Source organism: Pseudoalteromonas sp. JC3 (genome assembly GCF_030291895.1).
Taxonomy (GTDB): domain Bacteria; phylum Pseudomonadota; class Gammaproteobacteria; order Enterobacterales; family Alteromonadaceae; genus Pseudoalteromonas.
Map to the genome: position 1 here is coordinate 1,040,536 of NZ_CP127855.1, position 24,472 is coordinate 1,065,007.

A 24,472-nucleotide genomic window follows, 5' to 3' on the forward strand; every position below is an offset into this window, starting at 1 on the left:
TAAGAGAAGACTATGAGCAAGTACAACGAGCTAGTTAAAAAGCTAAAAGAGATTTTTCAGATTGACCGTCCAGAGTTGGACTTTGGCATTTACCGTATCCTCAATTCGCGTGCTGACGAGATAAATGACTACCTAGACAATAAGCTTAAATCAAAAATACAAACTGCATTGGCTGATGCAGGAAATGCGAATAAAGCTGATCTTGAGCAGCAACTCCAAGCTGTAATAAAAGCGACAACGGAAGCGGGATTTGAGCCAGATCAAAGTCCAAAAGTTCAGGCGTTGAAAAAGCAAATAGCTGAAACTGCAACCGGTGCTAGCGAGCATGAAAATGCCGTATTCTCACATCTGCTCACATTCTTTTCTCGTTATTACGATAACGGTGACTTTATCAGCAAGCGCCGCTATAAAGGTGATACTTATGCTATTCCCTATGCAGGTGAAGAAGTCATGCTGCATTGGGCCAATAAAGACCAGTATTACATTAAAAGCGGCGAGAACTTTGCCAACTATGCTTTCAAACTCGATGATGGTCGTAAGGTAAGCTTCAAACTGCTGTCGGCAGATACCGCCAAGGATAATCGTAAAGATAACGATGCTGACCGTCGCTTTGTCCTCATAGAGCCCCATACTCGCACCAAATTGGACGAGGATGGAGAAGAGTTTGAACAGAATTATCAACCAGTTGAAGTTGTAAAAGCGACAGAAATTATTAACGGTGAATCAGTTGAAACCGAAGAATTAGTCATTCATTTCGAATACAAAGCGATGAAAAAAGGCACCAAGCAAGATGCCTTAGTGCAAACAGCGATCGCTACTATTTTATCAGATAGCCAAGTACAACAGTATTGGGCGGATCTTTCCAAACGAGCGCCAACCGAAAGCAACCCTAGCCGCACAGAGCTTGAACGCCATCTTACCACCTACACTCAGCGTAATACCGCAGATTACTTTATTCACAAAGATCTCGGCGGATTCTTGAGTAATGAGCTGGACTTTTACATCAAGAATGAAGTGATGAACTTGGATAATGTTCAAAATGCGGAAGTGTTTGCGAACATCGAAAAGCAATTGCGAATGATCCAGTGTTTACGAACTGTGGCTCAAGAATTAATTACCTTCTTGACACAACTTGAGAATTTCCAAAAGAAACTGTGGACTAAGAAAAAGTTTGTTGTTAATACAGATTATCTAATATCAGTTGATCGTATTCCTGATTCCCTCCTGGATGAAATAGTCCAAAACGATGAGCAAATTAGTCAATGGATAAATTTGGGCTTAATTGATAAGAACGCAGCTAAAAGTCTATCTCGTGAAACGATTAGAGAATCCTACCCTAATTTGGTCTGTGATACGCTTTTCTTCGATGCTTCATTTAAAGAAAACTTACATAACGATTTGGATGATATAGATAATTCAGTAACCGGGGTTATCATAAATAGCGACAACTATCAGGCGCTAAATTTGATATCTGAAAAATATAAAAGCAGCATAGATTTCATATATATAGATCCTCCATACAATACTGTTCATTCAAAAATTCTATATAAGAATCAATTTGAACATTCAAGTTGGCTTAGCTTAATTAATAACACTATGTCACTATCCCGCAGACTACTAAAAAGCGAATTTAGCTTTGGCTTTGCAATAGATGATTATGAATACAACAATGCATATAAGATAATTGAGCAAAGTTATAGCGACTGCGAGATTTCCACAATTGTTGTAAATCATCATCCTCAAGGTTCTGGAGGTAGGCTGTCTAGGACTCATGAGTATTTCATAGTTGCATCTCCTTCTCATGCTCCTGCACTTTTGGGTGCACCAAAGTCAGATGAAATCGAAGAACGTCCATTCATGCGTAGTGGAACAGCAGAAAACAATTACAGGTATGGCAGGTGGAAAAGCTTTTATGCTCTATTGTGGGATTCCGAGGCTAAAAAGTTTGTCGGTGTGGAAGAACCACCAGAACTAGGCTCCGAATACCCAATTGAGAATACTGCGAATGGATTAGTTAGGATTTACCCCATTAACTCCTCAGGAGAAGAGCGTGTTTGGAGGTCGAGTTTTAATACAGGGAAGGAACGCGTAGAAAATGGCGAGTTAATCATGACAGAAAGGGGCTCTGTTAAGCAAGTTATACACCATAAAGGTAAAAGAGAGACTCTTTTTAGTAACTGGACTGGTTCTGATTTTAATGCTGGCACACAAGGCACAAACATTCTAGATTCTATGGGGTTGGGCGACAAATTCGATTATCCAAAGTCGGTTAAGACATTGGAGCAAACCTTTTGGATGCAGTCTTACGGTAAAACTAATTTTCATGTAATAGATTATTTTGCAGGTTCTGGTACTACTGCTCATGCTGTCAATAACCTGAATAGAGTTGATGGCGGGAATCGGAAATATATTTTGGTCGAACAAGGGGAGTATTTTAATTCGGCCACAAAACCTAGATGTATTAAGTCTGCCTACAGTAACTCTTGGAAGAATGGTAAATCGTTATTACACAATGATGGTGTTTCATCATTAATAAAAGTTATTAAATTAGAGAGTTATGAAGATTCTTTGAATAATATTTTCCTTAGTAAGAGACAAACAGAAGATTTATTTAAAGGTATTGACTCTGATATACAAGACGATTACTTGATTAAGTACATGATTGAAGTGGAGGCAAAAGCTTCTTTCTTGAACACAAGTGATTTTCGGAAACCATTTAGTTATAGAATGAATATTTCCGATGATTCTGCTGGTGCAACAGCGCCTAAAACGATCGACTTGGTTGAAACGTTTAATTTTTTGATTGGCTTACATGTTAAGTCGATTGAATCGAATATCGAGCGTGGATTTGTTCGTGTTGAAGGGACTTTACCAAGTGGTGAGCGTACCCTTATTTTGTGGCGAGATTGCGACAAAATTGGTTATGAAAAACTTAATGATTACGCTAACCGCTTTGATGTGTATGCCAAAGAGCAGACCTTTGATGTAATTTACATTAATGGCGACCACAATTTGCCAACAGCATTTACTGTTGATGGTGATGAGGGCGATGTGATGCGTAGCTTAAAACTCCGTCAAATTGAGCCGGAATTCCTGAGCCTGATGTTTGCTGAGGAGATTTAAGCATGGCCCGATCTCCACAAAAAGCTGCGTCTACTGGGAAAGCAGTAAAAAAACAAAGCAATAGTAAATTAAGCTTCCATAAACAACTGGTGCTTAACCGTTTTATGTTTCGCTTTTTCAAAGATGGGACTTTGCAAGGTTTAAAACTACGTTTAGGCGAAGACCGTTTTGAAGGCATTCATGAGGATGGACAAAGCTTGTTCTTCCATGAGTTGAGTAACTATCTCTTTGAGGTCGATTTAATCGACCTTGATGAGCTGCGTCGCTACGACTTGAACATTGTTAAGCATTGGCAACAGATCACGCAGCACCGTAACCGTAAAGAAGATACGGTACTGAATATGAAGTATTTCCAGTACTTGTCTCTCTTGTTTACAGAGATTTATCTCGACTGGCACTTCAATCGAAAACAAGAGCTGCTTAATGGGCTGAATCGCGAGCTTGAAGCTTACAATGTAGAAAACAGTAAAACAGCGAAAGACAGAGCCAATCAGTTTAGACAGTATATTTTGGATGATTTGAACAAGCTGGCATTTTGGAATGCTACGGGTTCAGGTAAGACGTTGTTATTACACGTTAATATTTTGCAGTATTTGCATTATTTTCAAAATGGAAATACCAGCCATTACCCTGACAAGATCATTCTGTTAACACCGGATGAGCGCTTGTCACAGCAGCATATGAATGAACTGTATGACTCAGGTTTTTCTCATATTCAGTTGTTTGATAAGTCTAAGCCAACACCGTTCAGAGGCACGATTGAAGTTATTGATATCAATAAACTTGCAGATGAAATGGGTGACAAAACGGTAGCGGTTGAAGCTTTTGAAGGTAAAAACCTTGTGCTAATTGATGAAGGCCATAAAGGTACAGGTACTGCTGCTGGTGCTTGGATGCGTCGTCGTGACAAGTTGACCCGCGATGGTTTTGCCTTTGAGTATTCTGCCACCTTTGGTCAGGCTGTTTCCGACGGTAAAACGGTTGACTCAGTTGAAGCGGATATCAAAAAGAAGAAAGCTAAAATGCTGTTCGAAACGACAGCGTTAGGTAAGTTAACTGAAGAACAGTTAGCACAATTGGAATTAGATATAGAGGAGCAGCGTGACGCTCGCATTCAAGCAACACGCGAAGTGTATGGCAAATCAGTGCTATTTGATTACTCGTATAAATTTTTCTACGAGGACGGTTATGGAAAAGAGTCACTAATCCTTAACCTGAACCCAGCGCAAGATAAACAAGATGAGCGACGTTATGAGTACTTCACTGCATGTTTGCTCAGCTTCTACCAACAGCAATATTTGTTCACTAAAAACAAAGACCAGTTAGCTGAGTTCAACATTGAAAAACCACTTTGGGTGTTTGTGGGAAACACTGTTGGCGGTGAAGATTCTGATATTCATGCTGTCTTACGCTTTCTAGCTTGGTTCTTGAATAATGAAGCACAAGCTAAAGCTTGGATAAAAGATTTGGTGGATAACAGAGCGAGGATTCTCGATACCAAAGATCGGAATATTTTTGAGAAGCGTTTTATAGCTTTGATGAATGGTCCTGAAGATATTTATGCCGATATTCTTGGCAAGCTATTCAACACAACACATTCAGGTCAGCGTCTTCGAGTATTAAATCTGATAGGTAGTAAAGGTGAGTTGGCGCTTCAGGTTGGCGAAGCTGCACCATTTGGTTTGATTAACATTGGTGATTCACCATCGCTTTATAAGATGTGTGAAGAGGATACTACATTTGATTATCAAAGAGATGATTTTGCTAGATCACTCTTTCATACCTTGAACGATAAAGATTCGAAGCTGCATATCTTGATTGGTTCTCGTAAGTTTACCGAAGGCTGGAGTAGTTGGCGTGTATCAACTATGGGCCTATTGAATATGGGACGTGGAGAAGGTTCGCAGATCATTCAGCTATTTGGTAGAGGTGTACGACTAAAAGGACGTGACTACTCGCTAAAGCGCAGCACTCCGGGGCAGCGACCTAAGGGAATTCATTTAGATAAGCTTGAAACTTTGAACATTTTTGGTGTTCGTGCCGATTACATGGCAACGTTCAAGCAGTATCTTGAAGACGAAGGGATTACTCCTAGTGATGAAATATTAGAGCTGAATTTTGAAACGCGTCCTAACTTACCGGCAACCAAGTTGAAAACGCTAAAATTGAAAGATGGGTATAAAGATAATCAGAAGCACGGCTTTAAGCGTGTTCATTTTCCTGAGTTATATCAAGTTCCTGCTGAGTTCGAAGGGAAAATTAAACTTCCTCATGTGAAGTTAGACCTGTATCCAAAGCTTGAATCCATTGATACAAATAGAAAAGGCGACAACACGCCCGTCAATGTTCGATTTGAAGGTAAACTCGATTATAAAGTAATTTCTGCATTCGACTTTGAGCGCTTATACCTTGCAGTTCAGGATTATAAATTGCAGCGAGGCTGGTCGAATCTTCGTCTTGATAAGCAACGGTTAATGGATTTTTGTTTAGGGAATAGTGGTTTTTCAAACAAGTGGTACACACTGCTTATTCCGAAATCAGAGCTAGACATCAAGCAATTTTCTGATGTTAAGAAGCAAGAAGATATTATGTTGCGCCTGTTGCTTGACTATACAGAGCGATTTTATAACGCGTTGAAGAATGCTTACGAAGGACAATTCTATCAGGTAACGCAAGTGCAGGAAGACGATCCTGGCATGATCAAAATGTATCATTTTGAAATTGAGGAATCAGATGACGGCTTGGATTATGCTCAGCGATTGGAGCAATTGCAGGATATCGTTGCTAAAGGGGATATTGGCAAAGCTAAAGAATGGAATGCTCCAGGAATGGTAGCTGTGACTTTTGACAAGCATTTGTACTATCCACTTCTCTCGATTGAAAAAAATGCTGACTTGCCCTTAAAAATGCGACCTATGGCATTTGATGCGCCAAGTGAAATTACTTTTATTCAAGATTTAGAGGCATTTATTGAAACACCAAAAGGCCAGGACATCATCGGTGATAAGAGCTTATATCTTCTACGTAACGCTGATACAAAATCAAAAGGATTAGGTTTTGCAACTGCGGGGAACTTTTATCCTGATTTTCTATTATGGCTAGTGGATGATAAGACGGGTAAGCAATGGCTTAGCCTTATTGATCCCAAAGGTATTCGAAACCTGAATTTAGATGACGCTAAGTTTGGATTGTATTCTGAAATTAAAGCATTAGAGCCGAAGCTCGCTGATAAAGACTTAAGCTTAAGTGCTTTCATCGTATCTGAAACTTTGCATTCGGATTTGATCAACGTGTCTGAGCCCAAAGATAAACTTGAAGAGCGTAATGTTTTATTTATGGAAGATACTGGACCGGTTTATTTAGAGAAGTTGTTTAGAAAAATGGTTGCTTAGCTTAGGCAGGCCTGAAGGGCTGAAAAGCCCTTCGATTACATCCAATGTGTTGGTATCTCTAACTCGAAATTTTTAGCAACATACTGAAGCATCGTGATGATCTCACGATGCTTTTTTTCATCGTAGGTTAACCCATCTTGTTTTTTCTGGATGATGTCTTTTAGCTCGTTCAGGTTGAACATTCCAAGCTTATAAAAATTTCCCCAGCTAGGAACTCCAAATAAGTTATAAATCGTTTCAGTGGCATCGCGCTCGCTAGCAAGACGCTTGGGTTCATCGATTTTAGCAAGAGCCGCTTCACCTTCTTCTTTTGTATCGTATGTATTCAGTTGTTTCATAGTTTTGCCACTTAAATAGCTAAAAGATTCGATTATTTATCTGATGACAGATATTGCCATTTACTAAGGATGATACCACTTTTGCAGGGGTATTTATGCTTAGTAGATTTTTAAAGTCGCAACACCAACCTGAGTCAACTGAATCTGAAATTCCACGCTACCCGCCATTCCTGAAAGGGTTGCCAGCTGCGTCCCCCGAGGATTTGCAGTCCACACAAGACGAGCTAATTGCCAAACTGCGCCAGGTACTTGGCTTTAACCAGCGTGATTTTCAACGGTTGATTCAGCCCTGCATTGATCATCTGGCGGCCTATGTTCACTTGCTGCCAGCGTCTGAGCATCATCATCACAGTGGCGCTGGTGGTTTATTACGTCACTCGTTGGAAGTTGCTTTCTGGGCGGCACAAGCAGCTGAAGGGATCATCTTTGTTGCCAGTGGCACACCGGTTGAGAAAAAAGAGCTAGAGCCAAGGTGGCGTGTCGCGGCGGCTCTTGGCGGTTTGTTCCATGATATTGGTAAGCCTGTTTCAGATTTGTCCATCACAGACGAAGATGGACGCTATCAGTGGAACCCTTTTTTAGAAACCTTATCTCAGTGGACCACTAATAACAGCATTGAACGCTATTTCATTCGCTGGCGCGACGGACGGTGTAAGCGGCACGAGCAATTCTCAATTCTGGTGTTAAACCGGGTGATGACACCTGAGTTGCTCGCTTGGTTAACCCAGCCGGGCCCAGAGATTTTGCAAGCCATGCTGGAAGCAATTGGCAATACCGATCCCGAGCATGCCCTATCTAAATTGGTCATTGAAGCTGACCAAACCAGTGTCCAGCGAGACCTGAAAGCTCAACGAATTTCCGTTGACGACAATGCCCTTGGTGTCCCAGTCGAACGCTATCTACTTGATGCCATGAGGCGATTACTTGCCAGTTCCCAATGGTTAGTCAATCAGCGAGACGCCAGAGTTTGGGTACGAAAATTGAATCAATCAACCAATCTTTACCTGGTCTGGAAAAGTGCAGCTAAGGACATCATTGAGCTGTTGGCCAAAGACAAGATACCTGGCATTCCAAGAGATCCCGATACCCTTGCGGACATCCTCATTGAGCGAGGATTGGCCACTAAATCCGTCTCAAATGAGCGATATGAAAGCCTTGCCCCTGAAGTGCTGATCAAAGACGACAAGCCAATCTGGTTACCCATGCTGCATATATCTGAGGCCGATTTATTGTTCAGCTCGAATGTACCAAGTAGCGTGAGACTGTTTAGCAAATCTGAGTGGGAAGCAACACAGCAAACACAAGCAGAGCCACAGAGTCGCTCCAGAGAGCATTCAGACTTGCCTGAAGAGTCATCATCAATCGAACATAGAAAATTGGATGAGTCACCATCGACAAACTCGTCCGAGCAAGATGATGAACTTCGTCATGCCAGTGATGTTAATAACCCCCAGGCAACTGAAAATGCTCCAGGTGATGAGTGCGAAAAGCCAAACGATTCAAGCGATGTTGCTATCGCAGATAACGTAAATCAGCAAAACGAAGCAGCATTGAATCTACCTGAATCTTTAGCGTGGCTCCCAGAGGCCAGCAGTGCGTTGGTTATGGTTGGTGAACAGATACTGATCCACTATCCCGATGCCGTAAGACCTTGGTGTGCCCCCCGAAAACTGCTTGCTGAACTCAGTCGATTAGATTGGCTTGAATTAGATCCCGCAAACCCGACGCGTAAAGCCAGAACTATTACTACGAATGATGGCGTTCAGGAGCAAGGGTTGCTGCTGAAAGTATCGATTTCTAAAGGGCTTACTGCACTGATTGACCTTCCCAAACAAGACGCAGAATCAGCGGCAGCAATTCAGAACGAAGAGGCTTCACCGCGACCGAGTCGAACTAAGACAACCAATGCCCAAGCAAAAGAACCTGCCACAAGAGCGGAGCGCAAGCAAAAGCCGATTGTGGCCAATGCGAACTCAAGTACAGACCCCAAACACGCGCAGCGGCAACAGATGGTTAATTTTGTGAAAGATTTGCCCATCTTACTGACCGATGGCGATTACCCAGACGTGGATCATAGTGCCGATGGTATTCGCGTCACGATTCAAACCTTACGCCAAGTCGCCAATGCGCACGGCATTCCAGCCGGACAGCTGCTTCGGGGGATCTCGGCCAGTGACCAATGCCAGTTTGATGAGGGGGAAACGGTTCTGTTTACCGCTCACGCTAAACGTTAATCCATTTGAAATTAAGTGGATTGCAAACGGTTATTTTGCGGAGCATGAATGAAAGAAAACGCATACGAGATGCCCTGGCGCACGAACTATGAAGCCATGGCAGCAGCAGGTTGGCTGGTTGGGGCAACTGGGGCAATTGCCGCAGAAATGCTGACAGAGTTACCACCTGAGCCATTTTGGTGGATGACAGGGATTTCCTCGGGCATGGCGTTGTATCGCCTGCCTGAGGCTTATCGCCTTTATAAGTTGCAGATGGGGCTAAAAGGCAAACCATTGGCATTTATGGCGCTGTCGCATTTACAAAAAGTGATGGCAAAACATCCTGATGAATTGTGGTTAGGGTATGGCTTTGAGTGGGACCAACGTCATGCTCAACGCGCTTATGAAATCTTAAAGCGGGATAAGAAAACCTTGCTTAACCAAGGTCACGGCAAACAAATGGGTTCGACCTGGATTCATGGTGTTGAGCCCAAAGAAGAAGATGTTTACCAGCCAGTTGGTCACACTGAGGGGCACACCTTAATTGTCGGCACCACCGGTGCGGGAAAAACACGATGCTTTGATGCGATGATCACTCAGGCCATTTTGCGCAATGAAGCCGTGATTATTATTGACCCCAAGGGAGACAAAGAACTTAAGGATAATGCACAGCGAGCCTGTATTGCCGCCGGTAGTCCTGAACGCTTTGTGTATTTTCATCCAGGTTTTCCAGAGCATTCAGTACGACTTAATCCCCTGAGGAATTTTAACCGGGGCACTGAAATTGCCAGCCGAATTGCGGCATTAATCCCATCTGAAACCGGTGCTGATCCATTTAAAGCATTTGGCCAAATGGCACTGAATAACATAGTGCAAGGTTTGTTGCTTACTTCACAGCGTCCTGATCTGAAAACGCTGAGACGATTCTTGGAAGGCGGTCCAGAAGGCTTGGTAGTAAAAGCCGTCACAGCCTGGGGTGAGCAGGTGTATCCGAACTTTAGTGTGGAGATCAAGCGCTTTACCGAAAAAGCCAACACCTTAGCTAAACAAGCTATGGCGATGCTGCTTTTTTACTACGAACGCATTCAGCCCGTTGCCGCCAATACCGATTTGGAAGGCCTTTTGAGTATGTTTGAGCATGACAGAACCCACTATTCCAAGATGGTGGCCTCACTGATGCCGGTGCTCAATATGCTCACATCAAGTGAACTAGGCCCATTGCTATCACCGATTGCAAATGATGTAGATGACAGCCGGTTAATTACGGATTCTGGCCGTATTATCAACAATGCCCAAGTGGCCTATATCGGCTTGGATTCATTGACCGACGCCATGGTTGGCAGCGCCATTGGTTCGTTGCTTTTATCCGATCTCACCGCCGTGGCCGGTGACCGCTATAACTATGGTGTTGAAAATCGTCCCGTAAATATCTTCATCGATGAGGCGGCTGAAGTCGTCAACGATCCCTTCATTCAACTGCTCAACAAAGGCCGTGGCGCAAAAATGCGTTGTGTAATTGCTACACAAACCTTTGCTGACTTTGCAGCTCGAACAGGCAGTGAAGCTAAGGCTCGCCAGGTGTTAGGTAACATTAACAACTTGATAGCCCTTCGGGTGATGGATGCCGAAACGCAGCAGTACATTACCGACAATCTGCCTAAGACTCGGTTGCAGTACATCATGCAAACTCAAGGTATGTCGTCCAACTCGGACAGCCCCGCGTTGTTTACCGGCAATCATGGCGAACGCTTGATGGAGGAAGAAGGCGATATGTTTCCACCGCAGTTATTAGGCCAGCTTCCCAACCTGGAGTACATCGCCAAGCTTTCAGGTGGCCGCGTGATTAAGGGTCGCCTTCCTATTTTAACCAGCTCTACACAGGCAGCATAAGGAGTCTGTATGCATCATTCTGTCTGTCTGAAAATGACAACACTTACCAGTAAAGAAATGCTCGCTCAGTGGCAGCAACATAACCCTCAGTTCAAGGAAGCTTTAAGACTGCTTGAAACAGACTGGCCTCATGCTTTGGCTTCAGTACACTGTTTAGCGGACTATTTAACGGATGCGCTCACGTTAGATGGCCATTCCATCTTTGATTTGTGCTTTTGTAATGGTTTGGGCAGTTATGAAGAAGTCAGTTGTGATGATGACAGTGTACGCCTTTGGCATTTCATTGAGGCACTGACCTGGACTGCCGCCAGTGCTTTAACGGGGATTCGGCTGCGTGACCCTGATCATTTCGAGTGGGCTGCCGTAGATGGTGTGTATTTCTACTCCTGGATTCGTAATCGTCCAAATCGGATGGCGTATTTGGCTGAAGGACGCATCGATGTGCGTTATGTCAGTGGTCATACGACGACAAAGCGGCTTCAACAAGTGATTAAAGCCCGGATTATGACGCCAACCGTTGCAGCCATGCTGGCGCGAGTTGAAGAGGATGTTTGGCATGAGCAAGCATAAGTCGGTTTGGCTACTGTGTCTGGCACTGATGCTAGAGATTATTGCCATTGGCGTGTTAGTGCCCGGTGATTGGACTGGCCGGGTCATCAGTAAAGAGAAGCAGATGATCCAAAACCAATTGGGCTCACAAACAAGCCATTGGATTGGTCAAACTAGCCATCGCTGGTATCAGTCATGGATTGTGGATACGCAGGTGGAGCAATCTGTGCGTGATTTTCTAATCCCCACTGAAGAGCAGCGACTGCGCTCTAAAGGGATGGAGAACATGGGAGGCTTTTGGTTTGTCTGGGTAGAAGACCGTATTCAGGCATTTTTTGATGTGTTGTACCAAGTGTTCACTCGATTTGCGTTGCTGATGGTCTGGTTGCCCTTTGCGCTTATTCTCATGTTACCGGCGTTGTGGGACGGCTTGATGACCTGGAAGATCAAGAAGACAACCTTTGATTTTTCGAGCCCAATCATTCACCGCTACAGCATGATAATTCTGGGTTCAGGCGTCATCTTGCTGTTTATGGGATTGTTCGCCCCGCTGGCTATTCCACCGGTGGTGTTGCCGTCGCTGATCATTGGTTTGGCATTGATGGCGGGGTTGGCGTTAAGTCACTTGCAGAAGAAAATATGAGGCCAGTTAGGCCTCATCTTGTAGAGCTAAAACCTGACGCCTACGGCATTGCCATTCTCGTCTTCAGCTGGCAAATGATAAGTATCAATAAGGTGACCTTGAAGCCAAATATATTGCGGCATCCAAAACGAGTACTGTCGTATAAGAGCCAATACTTCTTTCAGCGGTTTGTTTGCATGAGACGCGGCTAGGCGAAAGTACATGAATGAGCAATCATCTCGAAAATACTCATGAAGCTCTGAATCCGATAGCGTTTCTTTTAGTGGCCTGTTTTGCTCATCGTCCTCATCAGGGGAATTGGCATAAATTTCGAATAGCTGCTTTTCAGTAAGCGTCTCCAAGAAGTGGTCTTCAATTAAGATCCCATCACTGGTATCGACATCCATACCATCTTTGACATCAAAAGCCATGACACATCCAGAAGATAATGCCACCTCTGATGGTTTCAGTACGTCATTAGCTTGTACAACCTGATGCCAATGATTAAAACCAGCAGATACTGCAATTTCATCGAGTGCTTCAGTGTGTGTAATGGATTGTTCACGTTTAAGCTTTCGTGCTTTTTGCTTTAAACGTTCAACCGTGGCAGAGGAAATGATTTTAGTAATTTGCATTGAGTTTCTCCTATTAGCGAATACGGTGCCCACTGCCGAGGTCGCAGAAAAAACCTAAGCAAAAAATAAATTTGATATGCATGTCGTCCCGTCCGGGTTTGCTAAAGTGGGCAGCTGGTCTCGACACGACCAATATCCCCATCATATCAACCGCATCAAAAAGATCAATTGTTAGTATTGTCTGAGTAGAACCCTCAAAACCTTCAAGAATTCGGCATCTAGCTGACCACTGAACCTGCCAATCCCAAGGCATCCTTCACTTCTCAATTCAAACAACGAGGAGTGACTATGGAACCTGTGAGTATTCCGTCCTATATCGATGACCCGCCGCACTTCCTGCTTTGGAGTGCCGACGAGATGGCTCCCATTCTGTTGGGGCTAGTGATCGGCATTTTTACCGGTAATGCCTTGGTTTTATGCCTGTTGGGGTTGGTAACAACCAAGCTCTATCGGCGTTTTCGTGATGGTCGCCCAGATGGTTTTATTCTTCACGCCATCTACTGGGCTGGACTGTTGCCAACCAAAGCCAAGACGATCCCTAACCCATTTATCAGGAGCTATCTGCCGTGAAGTTCGACGTGTTTTTAAAATCATGGCAAGGCACGCAATTAGAGAACCGATGGCAACGGTTTCTGATTGCAGTGCTGGTGCTATCTAACTTGCTGCTTGCGGCATTTTCTCGCAATACCGTGGTAGCCATTCAACCGCCAACCTTGTCTGAAACGGCTGAAGTGTCACGAAACCAGGCTACTCAGCCTTACTTGGAATCCTGGGGGCTCTACCTAGCTGAGCTTATGGGCAACGTGACGCCGGGCAATGTGTCTTTTATCCGGGTTGCTATCGAGCCGCTGCTTTCACCTGCGGTGTACCAGCAAGTGGTCGATGCACTGGAGATTCAGGCAAGACAGATCCGTGAAGACCGAGTCACGCTCAAATTCCAACCCAGACAAGTGGAGTATGAGTATGAAACCGGCCATGTCTTTGTGACCGGTTATTCCTTGGTCTCTGGACCATCTGGAGATGAACAGCGCCAAACTCGCACCTATGAGTTTGACATCGATATTGAGCAATACCGTCCAAAGCTCAGTTGGATGGATACGTATGAGGGGCAAGCTAGAACGAAGCGAGTTCGTGAAAAGTTGACCCAAGAGCAAAGCCGGAGGGTGAATGATGCGAACCAAAATTAGTCGATGGATGACACCAAGCTTAATCGCAATGAGCTTGAGTGGCGTCCTGTTATCTCAAGCGTCGTATGCAGACGTGGAATTGCCAATTGTGCCAGCCAGTGTGATGAAGCAGTCTGCTACTGCAAATCCACCGGTTCAAAGCAATACGGTTTCAACGGATACGCCAACAACGCTACTGATGACACCGGGGGTTAATGAACTGATCCCTGTAGCACTTGGTCATCTGAATCGGATTGTGACGCCGTTTGAATCGCCTCAGGTGAGAACAACCAGTGATGCTCAGACGCAAATCAAGGGGAATGTTGTATATGTGGCCACGGACAAAGAATCACCGGTTTCACTTTACATCACTCCGCCTGGTCAGGAAGCGCCCGCATTATCAGTCACCTTAGTACCCCGTCGTATTCCACCGCGTGAAATCACCTTAGCTATTGATGGTCAGCAGTGGCCTATTAAGGGCGTCGTGAACCGAAAAGCCGCCACTTGGGAAACGGCTCAGCCATACGTCGATAGCCTACGTGATTTACTCAGACGACTTGCACTAAATGAACTACCACAAGGCTATGACATCCGTTTGGCTGGCCAAACTGACACAAGCCCGAAATGTTTTCAGCCGGGCTTAAAGTTTGGTTTTAAGCAGGGGCAAATTGTGACGGGACATTACTTCACTGTCTATGTAGGACTAGTTGAAAGCTTTGCCGATGAGCCGATAGAAGCCAGTGAAATAGCCTGTAATACACCAGATATAGTGGCAAGCGCCTACTGGCCTCGCAATATCTTGTTGCCGGGTGAAAAGACTGAGTTGTATGTGGTTGTTCGCAATCATCGTGAAGAAGCGGTGGAAAGTCTGCGACCTTCGCTTCTTGTGGGGGGGTGAATAACGATGAAAGCACAATGGGAACAAATGAGCCCGAACATGAAGCGGGGTCTATCGGTTGCTGGTATTGCTGGTGGTCTCATCCTTATGGTGATGGTGTTTTCACCTAATCCTGACGATGGCTCAAGCAGTCGGAACCGGCAGGAAACGATCCGGCACATTCTTACGGATACCAATACTCGTGATGTTGGGGTCGATAGTTTGGCTGCGAACGTAAAACTACTCAGTGAGCGCAATGAACAGTTACGTCGTGAAGTTGAGCGCTTGCGTCGTGACGTTGATTCAGGACGGCTAAGCCCAGGTTCGCCTTCTATACCAAGTGAGGTCAATGCGGAGTTGGCTCGCCTTCGAGCGGAACTTGATGATGTTCGCGCTGGAGGTGATGCAGCAGTTGAAGGCACAAATAGCCGCTTTGAAGTGCCTTTATCTGCCATGGAATTGCCTAAAGAAGAAAAGCCTCTGCCGTCTAACCCAGACGACTATTTTGCCAATGCGCCGCTGCCTGATCCGCTCTATCAGCAGCCAGCCAATGGCCAAGGTACACGAGCACGAGATGTTCCATTGCCGCCAATCACGATTCGTATGATTGAGCCTGAAGTGGTTGCTGAACCAGAGGTTGTTGTGCAAGAAGCGCCGCCTTTGTATCTACCGGCGGGCAGCATCATCTCAGGTACTTTGATCACAGGTTTGGATGCTCCTACTCACGAGTCCGCAAGACGCGAGCCTTTTCCTGCATTGCTGAGGATTCAAAAGGAAGCCATTTTACCCAACCGATTTAGAGCGGATATCAAAGAGTGTTTCTTGATCGCCGCAGGTTACGGTGATTTGAGCTCTGAGCGTGCTTATTTGCGAGGCGAGACCATTTCATGTGTGAGAGAAGATGGTGGCGTCATTGAAACACGACTGGATTCTTATGCCGTGGGTGAAGACGGCAAAGCCGGTATTCGTGGCCGATTAGTGTCGAAACAAGGCCAGCTGGTGGCCAAATCGATGATGGCCGGATTCCTTCAGGGCTTGGCAGGCGCATTTGATGTGAATCCTGTTCCGACTATTCAGACGGGTAATGCCGGTGATACTCAGCTGTACCAGCAAGTCATGAGCCAAGAAGCATTACAAGGTGCTGCGATTAAAGGCACTGGTAAAGCATTGGATCGAGTGGCCAAGTTCTATTTGGACATGGCTGAAAATATGTTCCCAGTCATAGAGGTAGACGCTGCAAGGAAAATTGAAGTCATAGTCACTCGTGGTGCCTCGTTGTCGTTGGCCACTTCGCAAGGGGGAGGTGCAAGAAGATGAAAAAATCCTGCATGTTGCTAACCGATCGAAGTCCGTTTCAGACAATAAGATGTGTATCCAGAGGAGAGTTAACCATGACGACATCAATGCAGAACAACTCAAAGCACCAGCCAAAACAGTGGTCTAAAGCTGGATTACTTTTATTGGCAGTCGGCTCAACCTTATTGTCTGGCTGTAGTTCATTGAGTCTTGGGAGTAGTGAATATGGATGCCCAGGTATGCCTGACGGTGTGCGCTGTTTATCCGCTCGTGAAGTCTATGAGCTTACCAGTAATGGCGCTGCACCCAAGACGATTGATGCTGTGGCGACTCGAATTGGTTCTCCCTCTGGGTATTCACAATCTGATTTAGAGACAGGACTGCTGAGCCATCCGGCATTACCCGAGACGCAGCAATCTGCACCTATTCGCATTCCTTCAAGGGTAATGCGGATTTGGATTGCGCCTTGGGAGGATGACCGTGGGGATCTGAATTTATCCAGCTACGTGTTTACCGAAATTGAACCGCGCCGGTGGGATATTGGGGTGTCAGCACCTCGAACGGTTTCGCCAGTGCTACGTCCACTTCAGACTCAAAGCGATTCAGCCTCAGCGGGAGCTGATGGTAAGCGCGATAACTTGAGTATCTACGGAGAAACTAACGAATGACAAATGCAGTTCGCACCATTCAAACTCAGCGCCTAATGACTATTGGTGCGCTTGGTTTAATGGCGTTAATGATTTCGGAGCCCTCATTTGCGGGCACCGGTGGTGATGCTTTCACCGATGTGTGGGATACCCTAAAAGACTGGACCCAAGGTACTTTGGGACGGATCGTAGCGGGAGCCATGGTTCTGGTGGGTATTGTGGGCGGTATCGCTCGCCAAAGCTTGATGGCTTTTGCTTTGGGCATTGGTGGCGGTATGGGTCTCTACAACACACCAACAGTCGTTGAAAGTGTTATGTCTGCAACCTTACCTGTTGTTGCCAGCACTCAAGAAGTCATTGGCACAACAGTTCCAGCAATCAGCGCCGTTTTACTGGGCACCTGAATGTGAACCACAGTAGGCAGTTCACTTAAGGTAATCAAACTAGGTCTACACAACATCGGGTTATTGGTGATGTTGTGTAGACCTTTTCATTTCAACAACGCCGCATTAGCGGGCTTGGTTTACAGTATTTGGTATATTAATACCTAAAGTGTTAAAATCACTGTCACAATAAACTATATGGTTTATACTGTTCGTGATATTCATACTTTGGGTGTTAAAATGTCATCTAAGATAAACTGGCTTGTTGCTCATACTTCTCCTGGTGCGCTAGTACTTCAGCAATGGCTGACTGAAAACGGTGTGAGCTATTCCTTGGCTCAAAAGTACGCGCAGAACGGTTGGCTAAAGAAGCTATGTTCTGGCGTGTATTATCGTCCAGATGCGCAGGGCGATATAAAGCCAACTTGGGTTGATGCCATTCAAGCATTAGATGTGCAATTGGGCGTTTCAGTTCATTTGGCTGGATTGAGCAGCTTAACTCACCAAGGACTGAGTCACTATTTACAGCTGAACAAAGAGCAAGTTTGGATTTGCGTTAAAAATAAGTCGTCCTTACCAAAATGGTTTCGTGAATTCCCTTATCAGAATTGGTTTTACTGTGGAAATCATAAGCTTGAAGTGAATCCCGAGAAAGATTTGAAAAGGATCACGGTTAAAGAGAAAGAACTCACTGTCAGCTGTGCAGAACTTGCTGCCTATGAAGTGGTAGACGCTATTGGGAAGCTGATTTCATTTGAGCATGTCGCAGAATTATTTCAGGGTTTAGTCAATCTTAGCCCTAGAAAAGTACAAGATATTCTTGAGCGAAGCAGCTCTGTGCAGGCAAACCGAATATTTCTATTTCTGGGTCGATACTACGATCACCAGTGGGTCAATCGCATAGATGAAACAAGAATTAAATTGGGTGCAGGAAAGCGGCAGGTTGTCGAAAAAGGACGTTTTGATGAGCGATATCAAATCACAGTGCCAGAGATATTAAGCGTCAAAAAAGGTGAACAACATAATGGATAAAGATAGCCCATATTACAAACAGGTTTCCTTGCTCATAAGAATGCTTCCTGTGGTAGCAACAGAGACGGTTTTTGCACTTAAAGGTGGCACCGCCATTAATTTATTTGTGAGAGATTTTCCTCGGCTATCTGTAGATATTGATCTTGCTTATCTTCCACTTGAACCAAGAGATGAGGCTTTGATTAATGTCAGGGCTGCATTGCAGCGCATTACAGACAGAATCAATACTCAACCAGATATCAGAGCGGCATTTCAGGATAATAAAGCTGATGAACTGAGAATCGTTGTATCAAGTCCGGTTGCGACGATCAAAATTGAAGTGTCGCCCGTCGCCAGAGGTACATTGCATAGTGCAGAAATAATGCCAGTTCAAGAGTCTGTTGAAGACGAGTTTGGTTATGCTGAGATTCAGGTAGTCAGTCTTCCCGATCTGTATGGTGGGAAATTGTGTGCTGCAATGGATCGCCAACATCCTCGCGACTTATTTGATGTGCGTATGTTACTTGGCAGTGAAGGGATTTCGAGAGAGATTTTGGTGGGTTTTTTAACCTATACATTAAGTCACCCTCGGCCTATTAATGAAGTCATGTCGCCAAACTGGCAGCCTCTGAATGAGAAATTTCAGGCAGAATTTGACGGAATGACTTTTGAAAAAGTTGAATGCGAAGACTTAGCCTCTGTTAGGCCCATGATGTTAATTGAACTGCAAAAACATTTCACAGAAAGAGATCATGCTTTCCTTATGTCATTCAAAAGAGGGCAACCTGACTGGGCATTGTTTGACTATCCTAATGCAGCAGACTTGCCAGCGATTCGTTGGAAATTGCAGAACATTAACAAATTGGCAAAGAATCAAGCAAAACACCAAGAGCAATTAGATAAATTGAAGCAAGTGCTTGATGATTGGCTTGTTAACGCAAACGCCGAGTAATTCGTTTATAACAAACCTCAACGAGCTATAAGCCCCCTAGTTAGATTGCGATTTCTTCAATCTATCTAACCGAGTCCACATAGGACAACTGCATAGACTGGAGCCTCGATTTACATTAACGAGGACTCCTCATGCGAAAACTATCTCCAATCATTCTGGCGCTTGCGCTGTCTCCTTTGGTTCAAGCTGAACCTGTGTCTGAAGTGTCGCCCGTTGGCAAAATTGACGGCATGGTTTCTTTACCTGTCACGGGTATGAAAGCGGTCGAAAGCAATGGCCGTATTGTTTTCATGTCAGACAGTGGCCGGTTCGTCATTGATGGCACGCTCTATGATGCCTGGTCCAAAAAGCCGCTTACCAGCCTTGAAGAAATTCGTGAAGCGGGGAACACGCTGGACTTAGGTCGTCTTGGCCTAAAAATGGATGATTTGAATCCACTGACGCTGGGTGAAGGCAAAAAGAAAGTGGTGGTCTTTGTTGACCCACGATGCCCGCACTGCCATGAGCTTTTGAAACAAGCTTTACCGTTAACCAAAGAATACACCTTCCAAATACTCCCTGTGCCAGTGCTTGGTCCTGATTCAGAGCGTCAGGTTCGCCAGCTTGGCTGTGCGCGTGACAAAAAAGCGGCCACCGATGCATTGCTGAATGGCCGGATTGGTAACCTAGAACAGGATGATGCCTGCAACTTAGAACCAATGCAGCGTACCTTGGTGACGGCTCAAATCCTGGGCATTCAAGGTGTGCCTTTCATCGTCGCCAATGATGGTCGCATCAGCCGAGGCCGTCCTTATGATCTTTCTGCTTGGTTGGAGGGGCGTTAATGAAAGCCTCTCTGTATTCAGGGCAACGCGCTTCAGAGCTCTTGCCAGTATTGGCCTATTCCGACGATGAGCAACTGTTTTTCATGGAAGACCAGAGTGTTGGCTTTGGTTTTCTATGTGACCCATTGCCTGGTGGTGATGAGTCTGTTGCAGACAGGGTTAATGTTCTACTCAACAACGACTGGCCAAAAGACACTTTGCTGCAATTTGGCCTGTACGCCTCGCCTGATATTCAAACCGACCTTCAGCGCATGATGGGCTTACGGCATCGTCAATCCGATCCATTGCTTAGGGCGTCGATACGCAAACGTGCGGATTTCCTCGATGGGGGCACGGTTCAATCGATAGAAGAATCGACCCAGACTCAGGTACGCAACTTTCAACTGATCGTCACCTGCAAATTGCCTTTGGAAAGTCCTATACCGACGGAGCGTGAGTTGAGTCGAGCATCCGCGCTTCGAGCTTCTTTCTCTCAGGCGTTGGCAACGGTTGGTTTTCGCGTCACTGAGATGACTGACCGAAATTGGCTCGCGGCATTAAGTGCGCAACTTAACTGGGGAAAAGATGCTTCTTGGCGTAATCCATCTCCAATCCGCAGTGAGGCAGATAAACCACTTCGAGAGCAAGTGTTGGATTATGACCGAGCTATCAAGGTGGATAGCCAAGGTCTGATGCTGGGTGATTACCGAGTTAAAACCTTATCGTTTAAGCGCTTGCCTGAGCGGATCTGGTTTGGTCATGCCGCAAGTTTTGCGGGCGATATGATGACGGGCAGTCGCGGCTTACGCGGCAGCTTTTTGCTAAATGTCACCATTCACTTTCCTTCAGCCGAGGCGATGCGATCTCGTTTAGAGACGAAGCGTCAATGGGCGGTCAATCAGGCTTATGGCCCGATGCTCAAGTTTGTGCCGGTGCTGGCAGCCAAGAAAAAGGGGTTTGATGTTCTTTTTGAAGCCTTGCAAGAAGGTGATCGTCCTATTCGGGCAAATATGACCTTAACGCTGTTTTCCCCGACGGAAGAGGCGTCCATCAGCTCTGTTTCAAATGCTCGAACTTATTTCAAAGAACTCGGGTTTGAGCTGATGGAAGACAAGTACTTCTGTTTGCCCATTTTCCTGAATGCCTTGCCATTTGGTGCCGACCGCCAGGCGATGAACGACTTGTTTCGATTTAAGACCATGGCGACACGACATGTGATCCCACTGTTGCCTTTGTTTGCAGATTGGAAAGGCACGGGCACGCCAGTGATTAACTTTGTTTCCCGCAATGGCCAGATCATGAGTGTGTCCCTTTATGACTCGGGCAGTAATTACAACTGTTGCATCGCGGCGCAATCGGGATCGGGCAAGTCATTCCTGGTGAACGAAATCATCTCCTCCTACTTATCTGAAGGCGGGCAATGCTGGGTAATTGATGTTGGCCGCTCTTATGAAAAGCTGTGTGAAGTCTATGATGGTGAGTTCTTACAGTTCGGGCGGGACAGTGGCATTTGCTTAAACCCGTTTGAAATCGTTGAGGACTATGACGAAGAAGCGGATGTACTGGTTGGGTTATTGGCCGCAATGGCCGCACCTACGCAGTCATTAACCGATTTTCAGATGGCCAACCTAAAACGTCAGACCCGTGAACTGTGGGAGAAAAAAGGTCGTGCCATGTTGGTTGATGATGTGGCAGAGGCTTTAAAAAATCATGAAGACCGACGTGTGCAGGACGTGGGTGAGCAGCTCTATCCGTTTACGACACAGGGCGAATATGGCCGCTTCTTTAATGGTCACAACAATATTCGCTTCAAAAACCGATTCACCGTTCTGGAGTTAGAAGAGCTCAAGGGGCGTAAGCATCTGCAACAAGTGGTGTTGCTTCAGCTTATCTACCAAATCCAACAGGAGATGTACTTAGGTGAGCGGGATCGTCGCAAGATTGTGTTCATTGACGAAGCCTGGGATCTGCTGACTCAAGGTGATGTCGGTAAGTTTATCGAGACGGGTTACCGTCGATTTCGAAAATATGGCGGCAGTGCTGTAACAGTAACGCAGTCGGTCAACGATTTATACGACAGCCCTACAGGTAAAGCCATCGCTGAAAACTCGGCCAATATGTACCTGCTTGGCCAAAAAGCCGAAACCATCAACGCGCTCAAAAAAGAAGGCCGTTTGCCATTAGGTGAAGGCGGCTACGAATACCTGAAAACGGTTCATACCGTCACGGGTGTCTATTCCGAGATTTTCTTTATTACCGAGATGGGCACCGGGATTGGCCGCCTTATCGTCGATCCGTTTCACAAGCTGTTGTACTCGTCCCGTGCAGAAGATGTAAACGCGATTAAACAGTTAACGCGCAAAGGCCTTTCTGTTGCTGATGCCATCTCTCAGTTGTTGAAGGAGCGAGGCTTTGACTGCTCCCCTCCCTAAAGGAAGGGGATTCTTGTTTCAAGGCGTTATGCCCGAAGTTCATTAGAACAATCGGGACTTACTTACGCTCCACAAGCTAACACCGCTTGCCCAGCGGCTTTGATATTAATAGCGGCATTGGTATCACGGTCTAAGCGCGCTTCACACGCTGGACAAGTCCAATGCCTTATATGTAACGGTAGAGAATCAACTACGTGACCACAGCAATTACAACGCTTACTAGACGGATACCACTTGTCAATCTGGACAAGTGTTCTGCCGCGCCATTCTGCTTTGTACTCAAGCTGCCTAACCATTTCGCCCCAATTGGCGTCACCAATGGCCTTAGCAAGTCGCGGATTCTTGACCATGTTTTTAACGCTCAAACTCTCACAGCTAATCACTTGGTTTTCGTTTATCAACGTAGTGGTGAGTTTGTGGGTAAAGTCGCGGCGGCAGTCGGCAATCTTCGCCTGAATGCGAGCAACTTTGATTCTGGCTTTGTGGAAGTTGGCAGTTCCTTTCTTCTTCTTGGAAAGGCGGCGTTGCGCCTGAGCCAATTTCTTCTCGTACTTTGCAGTATGGCGGGGATTGCCAGATTTAAACCCGTCAGCGGTAATCACAAGGTCGGTCAAACCCAAATCAATACCCGTTGTCTTTTTGGTAACAGGCAGTGGTTTAGGCTCGAAGCGGCAAAGCATAGACACGAAGTAGCGGCCTGCACTGTCTTTCGAGATAGTGACGGTAGTTGGTTCGCTAGGAAGTTCACGCGACCAGCGAATATCAAGCGGCTGTTTGGACTTGGCAATGTAGATATTGCCATCTTTGAACTTAAACGCCGACTTCGTGAATTCTGCGCTTTGCTTGCTGCGCTTCTTCTTAAAGGCTGGATACTTCGCCCTTCCTTCAAAGAAGTTCTTAAACGCAGTTTGTTGATGGCGCAAAGATTGTTGGAGCGGTACACACGACACGCTGTTAAGCCATTCAAACTCAGTTTGCTTCTTGAGTTCGGTCAGCTTAGAGCTTGCCGTGTTGTAGTTAACCTTTTTGCTTTCGTTGTAGAAAGCGTCGGTACGCCATTTAAGGATCGCGTTATAAACGAAACGCACACAGCCGAAAGTCTGCGCAAGCAATTGAGCCTGTTCAGTCGTTGGGTAAAAGCGTTGTTTAATAGCGATCTCTTTCATAGTTCACAAGAATACAGTTGTTTTTGTGAAAGTAAATATTAACATTAACCAATCGGGTAGTTTTTGCTCCTTCGGAGCAACCGCTATCCCTCCTCGCCCTAGAAGGACGGGGTTTCTCGCGGGATTTAGATGAATAAGACCACGCTTTGGCCATTTATGGCCTCTATTACTTTGTCTATTGCTGGTAGCGGTTTAATGACCAGCTGGCTTTTAATGAAAACACTCGAACCCATCCACAGCCAGTTGGCGTTAAGTACGCCCATTGCAGTCGTGGATTTTGGGGAGGCTGTGCTGTCACTGGGTCCTAATGCCAGCGAACAAGACATCGAATCCAGGTTGCTTCAGACCAATCAGCAAATTGAAAAGTTAAAAGCAGCCGGTTTTATCGTGCTGGATGCCCAAGCGGTGGTTGGCGCTGATGATTCTGTTTTCGTGCCAGTAGGCTCAAAGGAGGTGTCTCATGCAGATACTCCGTAAAAGAATGCCTTGGCGGCCATATCTCATCCGGCTGACCATTCTTGCGTTAATCATGGCCTTGGTAGGCACCTATGCCATGATGCGCTACCGAATAGGTATTGATACCCAGCAAGAGCGCTGCCTTCCTGATACCACGGTATATCTGATTGACTTATGGAATAAAGAGCCCGTTAAGGATGGTCTGTATGCCTTCCACTCAAAAGGACTCGCTCCGTTATATAACGACGGTACTCGGATGCTGAAACGCCTAACAGGGATGCCAGGGGATGAAGTCAAGGTGACGCCTGAGCATGTGCTGGTGAATGGTGCTGAAGTCTCTACCGGCATGGCATTAGCCCAGCGTCTTGGTGTGGCTGAAACAGAATTTAGCCGCTCATTGACGCTGCAAGAAAACGAGTATTGGTTTTCCGGTGAGGCCGCAACGAGTTTCGACTCCCGTTATTGGAATGCCGTTAAGCGCGAGCAGATTGTCGGTCGCGCTTGGCCGCTTTGGTAGGAGG

At 45.7% G+C, this 24,472-nt stretch carries 21 protein-coding genes; 18 read left to right on the forward strand and 3 right to left on the reverse strand.

Annotated elements, in window-relative coordinates; genetic code table 11:
• Positions 1-12 precede the first annotated feature (12 nt).
• Positions 13-3,123 carry a DNA methyltransferase gene (locus QSH61_RS04140; RefSeq protein ID WP_206471844.1) on the forward strand — a complete coding sequence of 1,037 codons (3,111 nt, stop codon included), beginning with the start codon at positions 13-15 and terminating at the stop codon, positions 3,121-3,123.
• 2 nt (positions 3,124-3,125) lie between these two features.
• Positions 3,126-6,515, forward strand: a complete 3,390-nt coding sequence (locus tag QSH61_RS04145) for a DEAD/DEAH box helicase family protein (protein WP_206471845.1) — start codon at positions 3,126-3,128, stop codon at positions 6,513-6,515.
• A gap of 35 nt (positions 6,516-6,550) precedes the next feature.
• On the opposite strand, the gene QSH61_RS04150 is transcribed toward QSH61_RS04145, so the two are convergent.
• The gene (locus tag QSH61_RS04150; protein ID WP_005396790.1) at positions 6,551-6,853 is read right to left on the reverse strand and encodes a hypothetical protein; all 303 of its coding nucleotides are present in this window, start codon (positions 6,851-6,853) and stop codon (positions 6,551-6,553) included.
• 95 nt (positions 6,854-6,948) lie between these two features.
• On the opposite strand from QSH61_RS04150, the gene mobH reads away from it, so the two are divergent.
• Genes mobH through QSH61_RS04170 form a run of 4 tightly spaced genes read left to right on the forward strand, consistent with a single transcriptional unit; the run spans position 6,949 to position 12,148 of the window.
• Entirely contained in the window at positions 6,949-9,087 is a 2,139-nt protein-coding gene (gene mobH, locus QSH61_RS04155; RefSeq protein ID WP_206471846.1) for a MobH family relaxase, read from the forward strand.
• A gap of 48 nt (positions 9,088-9,135) precedes the next feature.
• Positions 9,136-10,956: a conjugative transfer system coupling protein TraD gene (gene traD / locus QSH61_RS04160; protein WP_053410664.1), complete on the forward strand. Its 1,821-nt coding sequence runs from the start codon at positions 9,136-9,138 to the stop codon at positions 10,954-10,956.
• A 9-nt stretch (positions 10,957-10,965) separates the two neighbouring features.
• Complete coding sequence (locus tag QSH61_RS04165) at positions 10,966-11,526, forward strand: hypothetical protein (protein WP_053410663.1); 561 nt, start codon at positions 10,966-10,968, stop codon at positions 11,524-11,526.
• Complete coding sequence (locus QSH61_RS04170) at positions 11,513-12,148, forward strand: IncC plasmid conjugative DNA transfer DtrJ family protein (RefSeq protein ID WP_053410662.1); 636 nt, start codon at positions 11,513-11,515, stop codon at positions 12,146-12,148. Before QSH61_RS04165 ends, QSH61_RS04170 begins: the two co-directional genes overlap by 14 nt.
• A gap of 26 nt (positions 12,149-12,174) precedes the next feature.
• Here QSH61_RS04170 and QSH61_RS04175 read toward each other — a convergent pair whose 3' ends face one another.
• Positions 12,175-12,762 carry a plasmid-related protein gene (locus QSH61_RS04175; RefSeq protein ID WP_008844780.1) on the reverse strand — a complete coding sequence of 196 codons (588 nt, stop codon included), beginning with the start codon at positions 12,760-12,762 and terminating at the stop codon, positions 12,175-12,177.
• Positions 12,763-13,050: 288 nt separating this feature from the next.
• On the opposite strand from QSH61_RS04175, the gene traL reads away from it, so the two are divergent.
• From traL to traC, 10 genes are all read left to right on the forward strand, one after another.
• Complete coding sequence (gene traL / locus QSH61_RS04180; RefSeq protein WP_000433891.1) at positions 13,051-13,332, forward strand: type IV conjugative transfer system protein TraL; 282 nt, start codon at positions 13,051-13,053, stop codon at positions 13,330-13,332.
• Positions 13,329-13,949 (forward strand): TraE/TraK family type IV conjugative transfer system protein, encoded by a 621-nt coding sequence (locus QSH61_RS04185; protein WP_008844781.1) that lies wholly within the window; start codon positions 13,329-13,331, stop codon positions 13,947-13,949. Before traL ends, QSH61_RS04185 begins: the two co-directional genes overlap by 4 nt.
• The gene (locus tag QSH61_RS04190; RefSeq protein WP_206471856.1) at positions 13,933-14,826 is read left to right on the forward strand and encodes a TraK domain-containing protein; all 894 of its coding nucleotides are present in this window, start codon (positions 13,933-13,935) and stop codon (positions 14,824-14,826) included. Before QSH61_RS04185 ends, QSH61_RS04190 begins: the two co-directional genes overlap by 17 nt.
• Before the next feature lie 6 nt (positions 14,827-14,832).
• Complete coding sequence (locus QSH61_RS04195) at positions 14,833-16,122, forward strand: TraB/VirB10 family protein (RefSeq protein ID WP_053410659.1); 1,290 nt, start codon at positions 14,833-14,835, stop codon at positions 16,120-16,122.
• A 74-nt stretch (positions 16,123-16,196) separates the two neighbouring features.
• Positions 16,197-16,769, forward strand: a complete 573-nt coding sequence (locus tag QSH61_RS04200; protein ID WP_148532759.1) for a TraV family lipoprotein — start codon at positions 16,197-16,199, stop codon at positions 16,767-16,769.
• The gene (traA, locus tag QSH61_RS04205) at positions 16,766-17,152 is read left to right on the forward strand and encodes a TraA family conjugative transfer protein (protein WP_000180225.1); all 387 of its coding nucleotides are present in this window, start codon (positions 16,766-16,768) and stop codon (positions 17,150-17,152) included. Before QSH61_RS04200 ends, traA begins: the two co-directional genes overlap by 4 nt.
• A gap of 219 nt (positions 17,153-17,371) precedes the next feature.
• Positions 17,372-18,163 carry a type IV toxin-antitoxin system AbiEi family antitoxin gene (locus QSH61_RS04210; protein WP_002026815.1) on the forward strand — a complete coding sequence of 264 codons (792 nt, stop codon included), beginning with the start codon at positions 17,372-17,374 and terminating at the stop codon, positions 18,161-18,163.
• The gene (locus QSH61_RS04215; protein ID WP_000356587.1) at positions 18,156-19,094 is read left to right on the forward strand and encodes a nucleotidyl transferase AbiEii/AbiGii toxin family protein; all 939 of its coding nucleotides are present in this window, start codon (positions 18,156-18,158) and stop codon (positions 19,092-19,094) included. Before QSH61_RS04210 ends, QSH61_RS04215 begins: the two co-directional genes overlap by 8 nt.
• 131 nt (positions 19,095-19,225) lie before the next feature.
• Entirely contained in the window at positions 19,226-19,918 is a 693-nt protein-coding gene (locus tag QSH61_RS04220) for a DsbC family protein (protein WP_008305510.1), read from the forward strand.
• Positions 19,918-22,329: a type IV secretion system protein TraC gene (gene traC, locus QSH61_RS04225; protein WP_008844786.1), complete on the forward strand. Its 2,412-nt coding sequence runs from the start codon at positions 19,918-19,920 to the stop codon at positions 22,327-22,329. Before QSH61_RS04220 ends, traC begins: the two co-directional genes overlap by 1 nt.
• A gap of 62 nt (positions 22,330-22,391) precedes the next feature.
• On the opposite strand, the gene QSH61_RS04230 is transcribed toward traC, so the two are convergent.
• Positions 22,392-23,495: an RNA-guided endonuclease InsQ/TnpB family protein gene (locus tag QSH61_RS04230; RefSeq protein WP_032479266.1), complete on the reverse strand. Its 1,104-nt coding sequence runs from the start codon at positions 23,493-23,495 to the stop codon at positions 22,392-22,394.
• A gap of 129 nt (positions 23,496-23,624) precedes the next feature.
• Here QSH61_RS04230 and QSH61_RS04235 point away from each other — a divergent pair, with 129 nt between their 5' ends.
• Positions 23,625-23,972, forward strand: coding sequence for a hypothetical protein (locus QSH61_RS04235; RefSeq protein WP_001044650.1), 348 nt, complete (start codon positions 23,625-23,627; stop codon positions 23,970-23,972).
• Positions 23,956-24,468: a S26 family signal peptidase gene (locus QSH61_RS04240; RefSeq protein ID WP_169666767.1), complete on the forward strand. Its 513-nt coding sequence runs from the start codon at positions 23,956-23,958 to the stop codon at positions 24,466-24,468. Before QSH61_RS04235 ends, QSH61_RS04240 begins: the two co-directional genes overlap by 17 nt.
• Positions 24,469-24,472 lie beyond the last annotated feature (4 nt).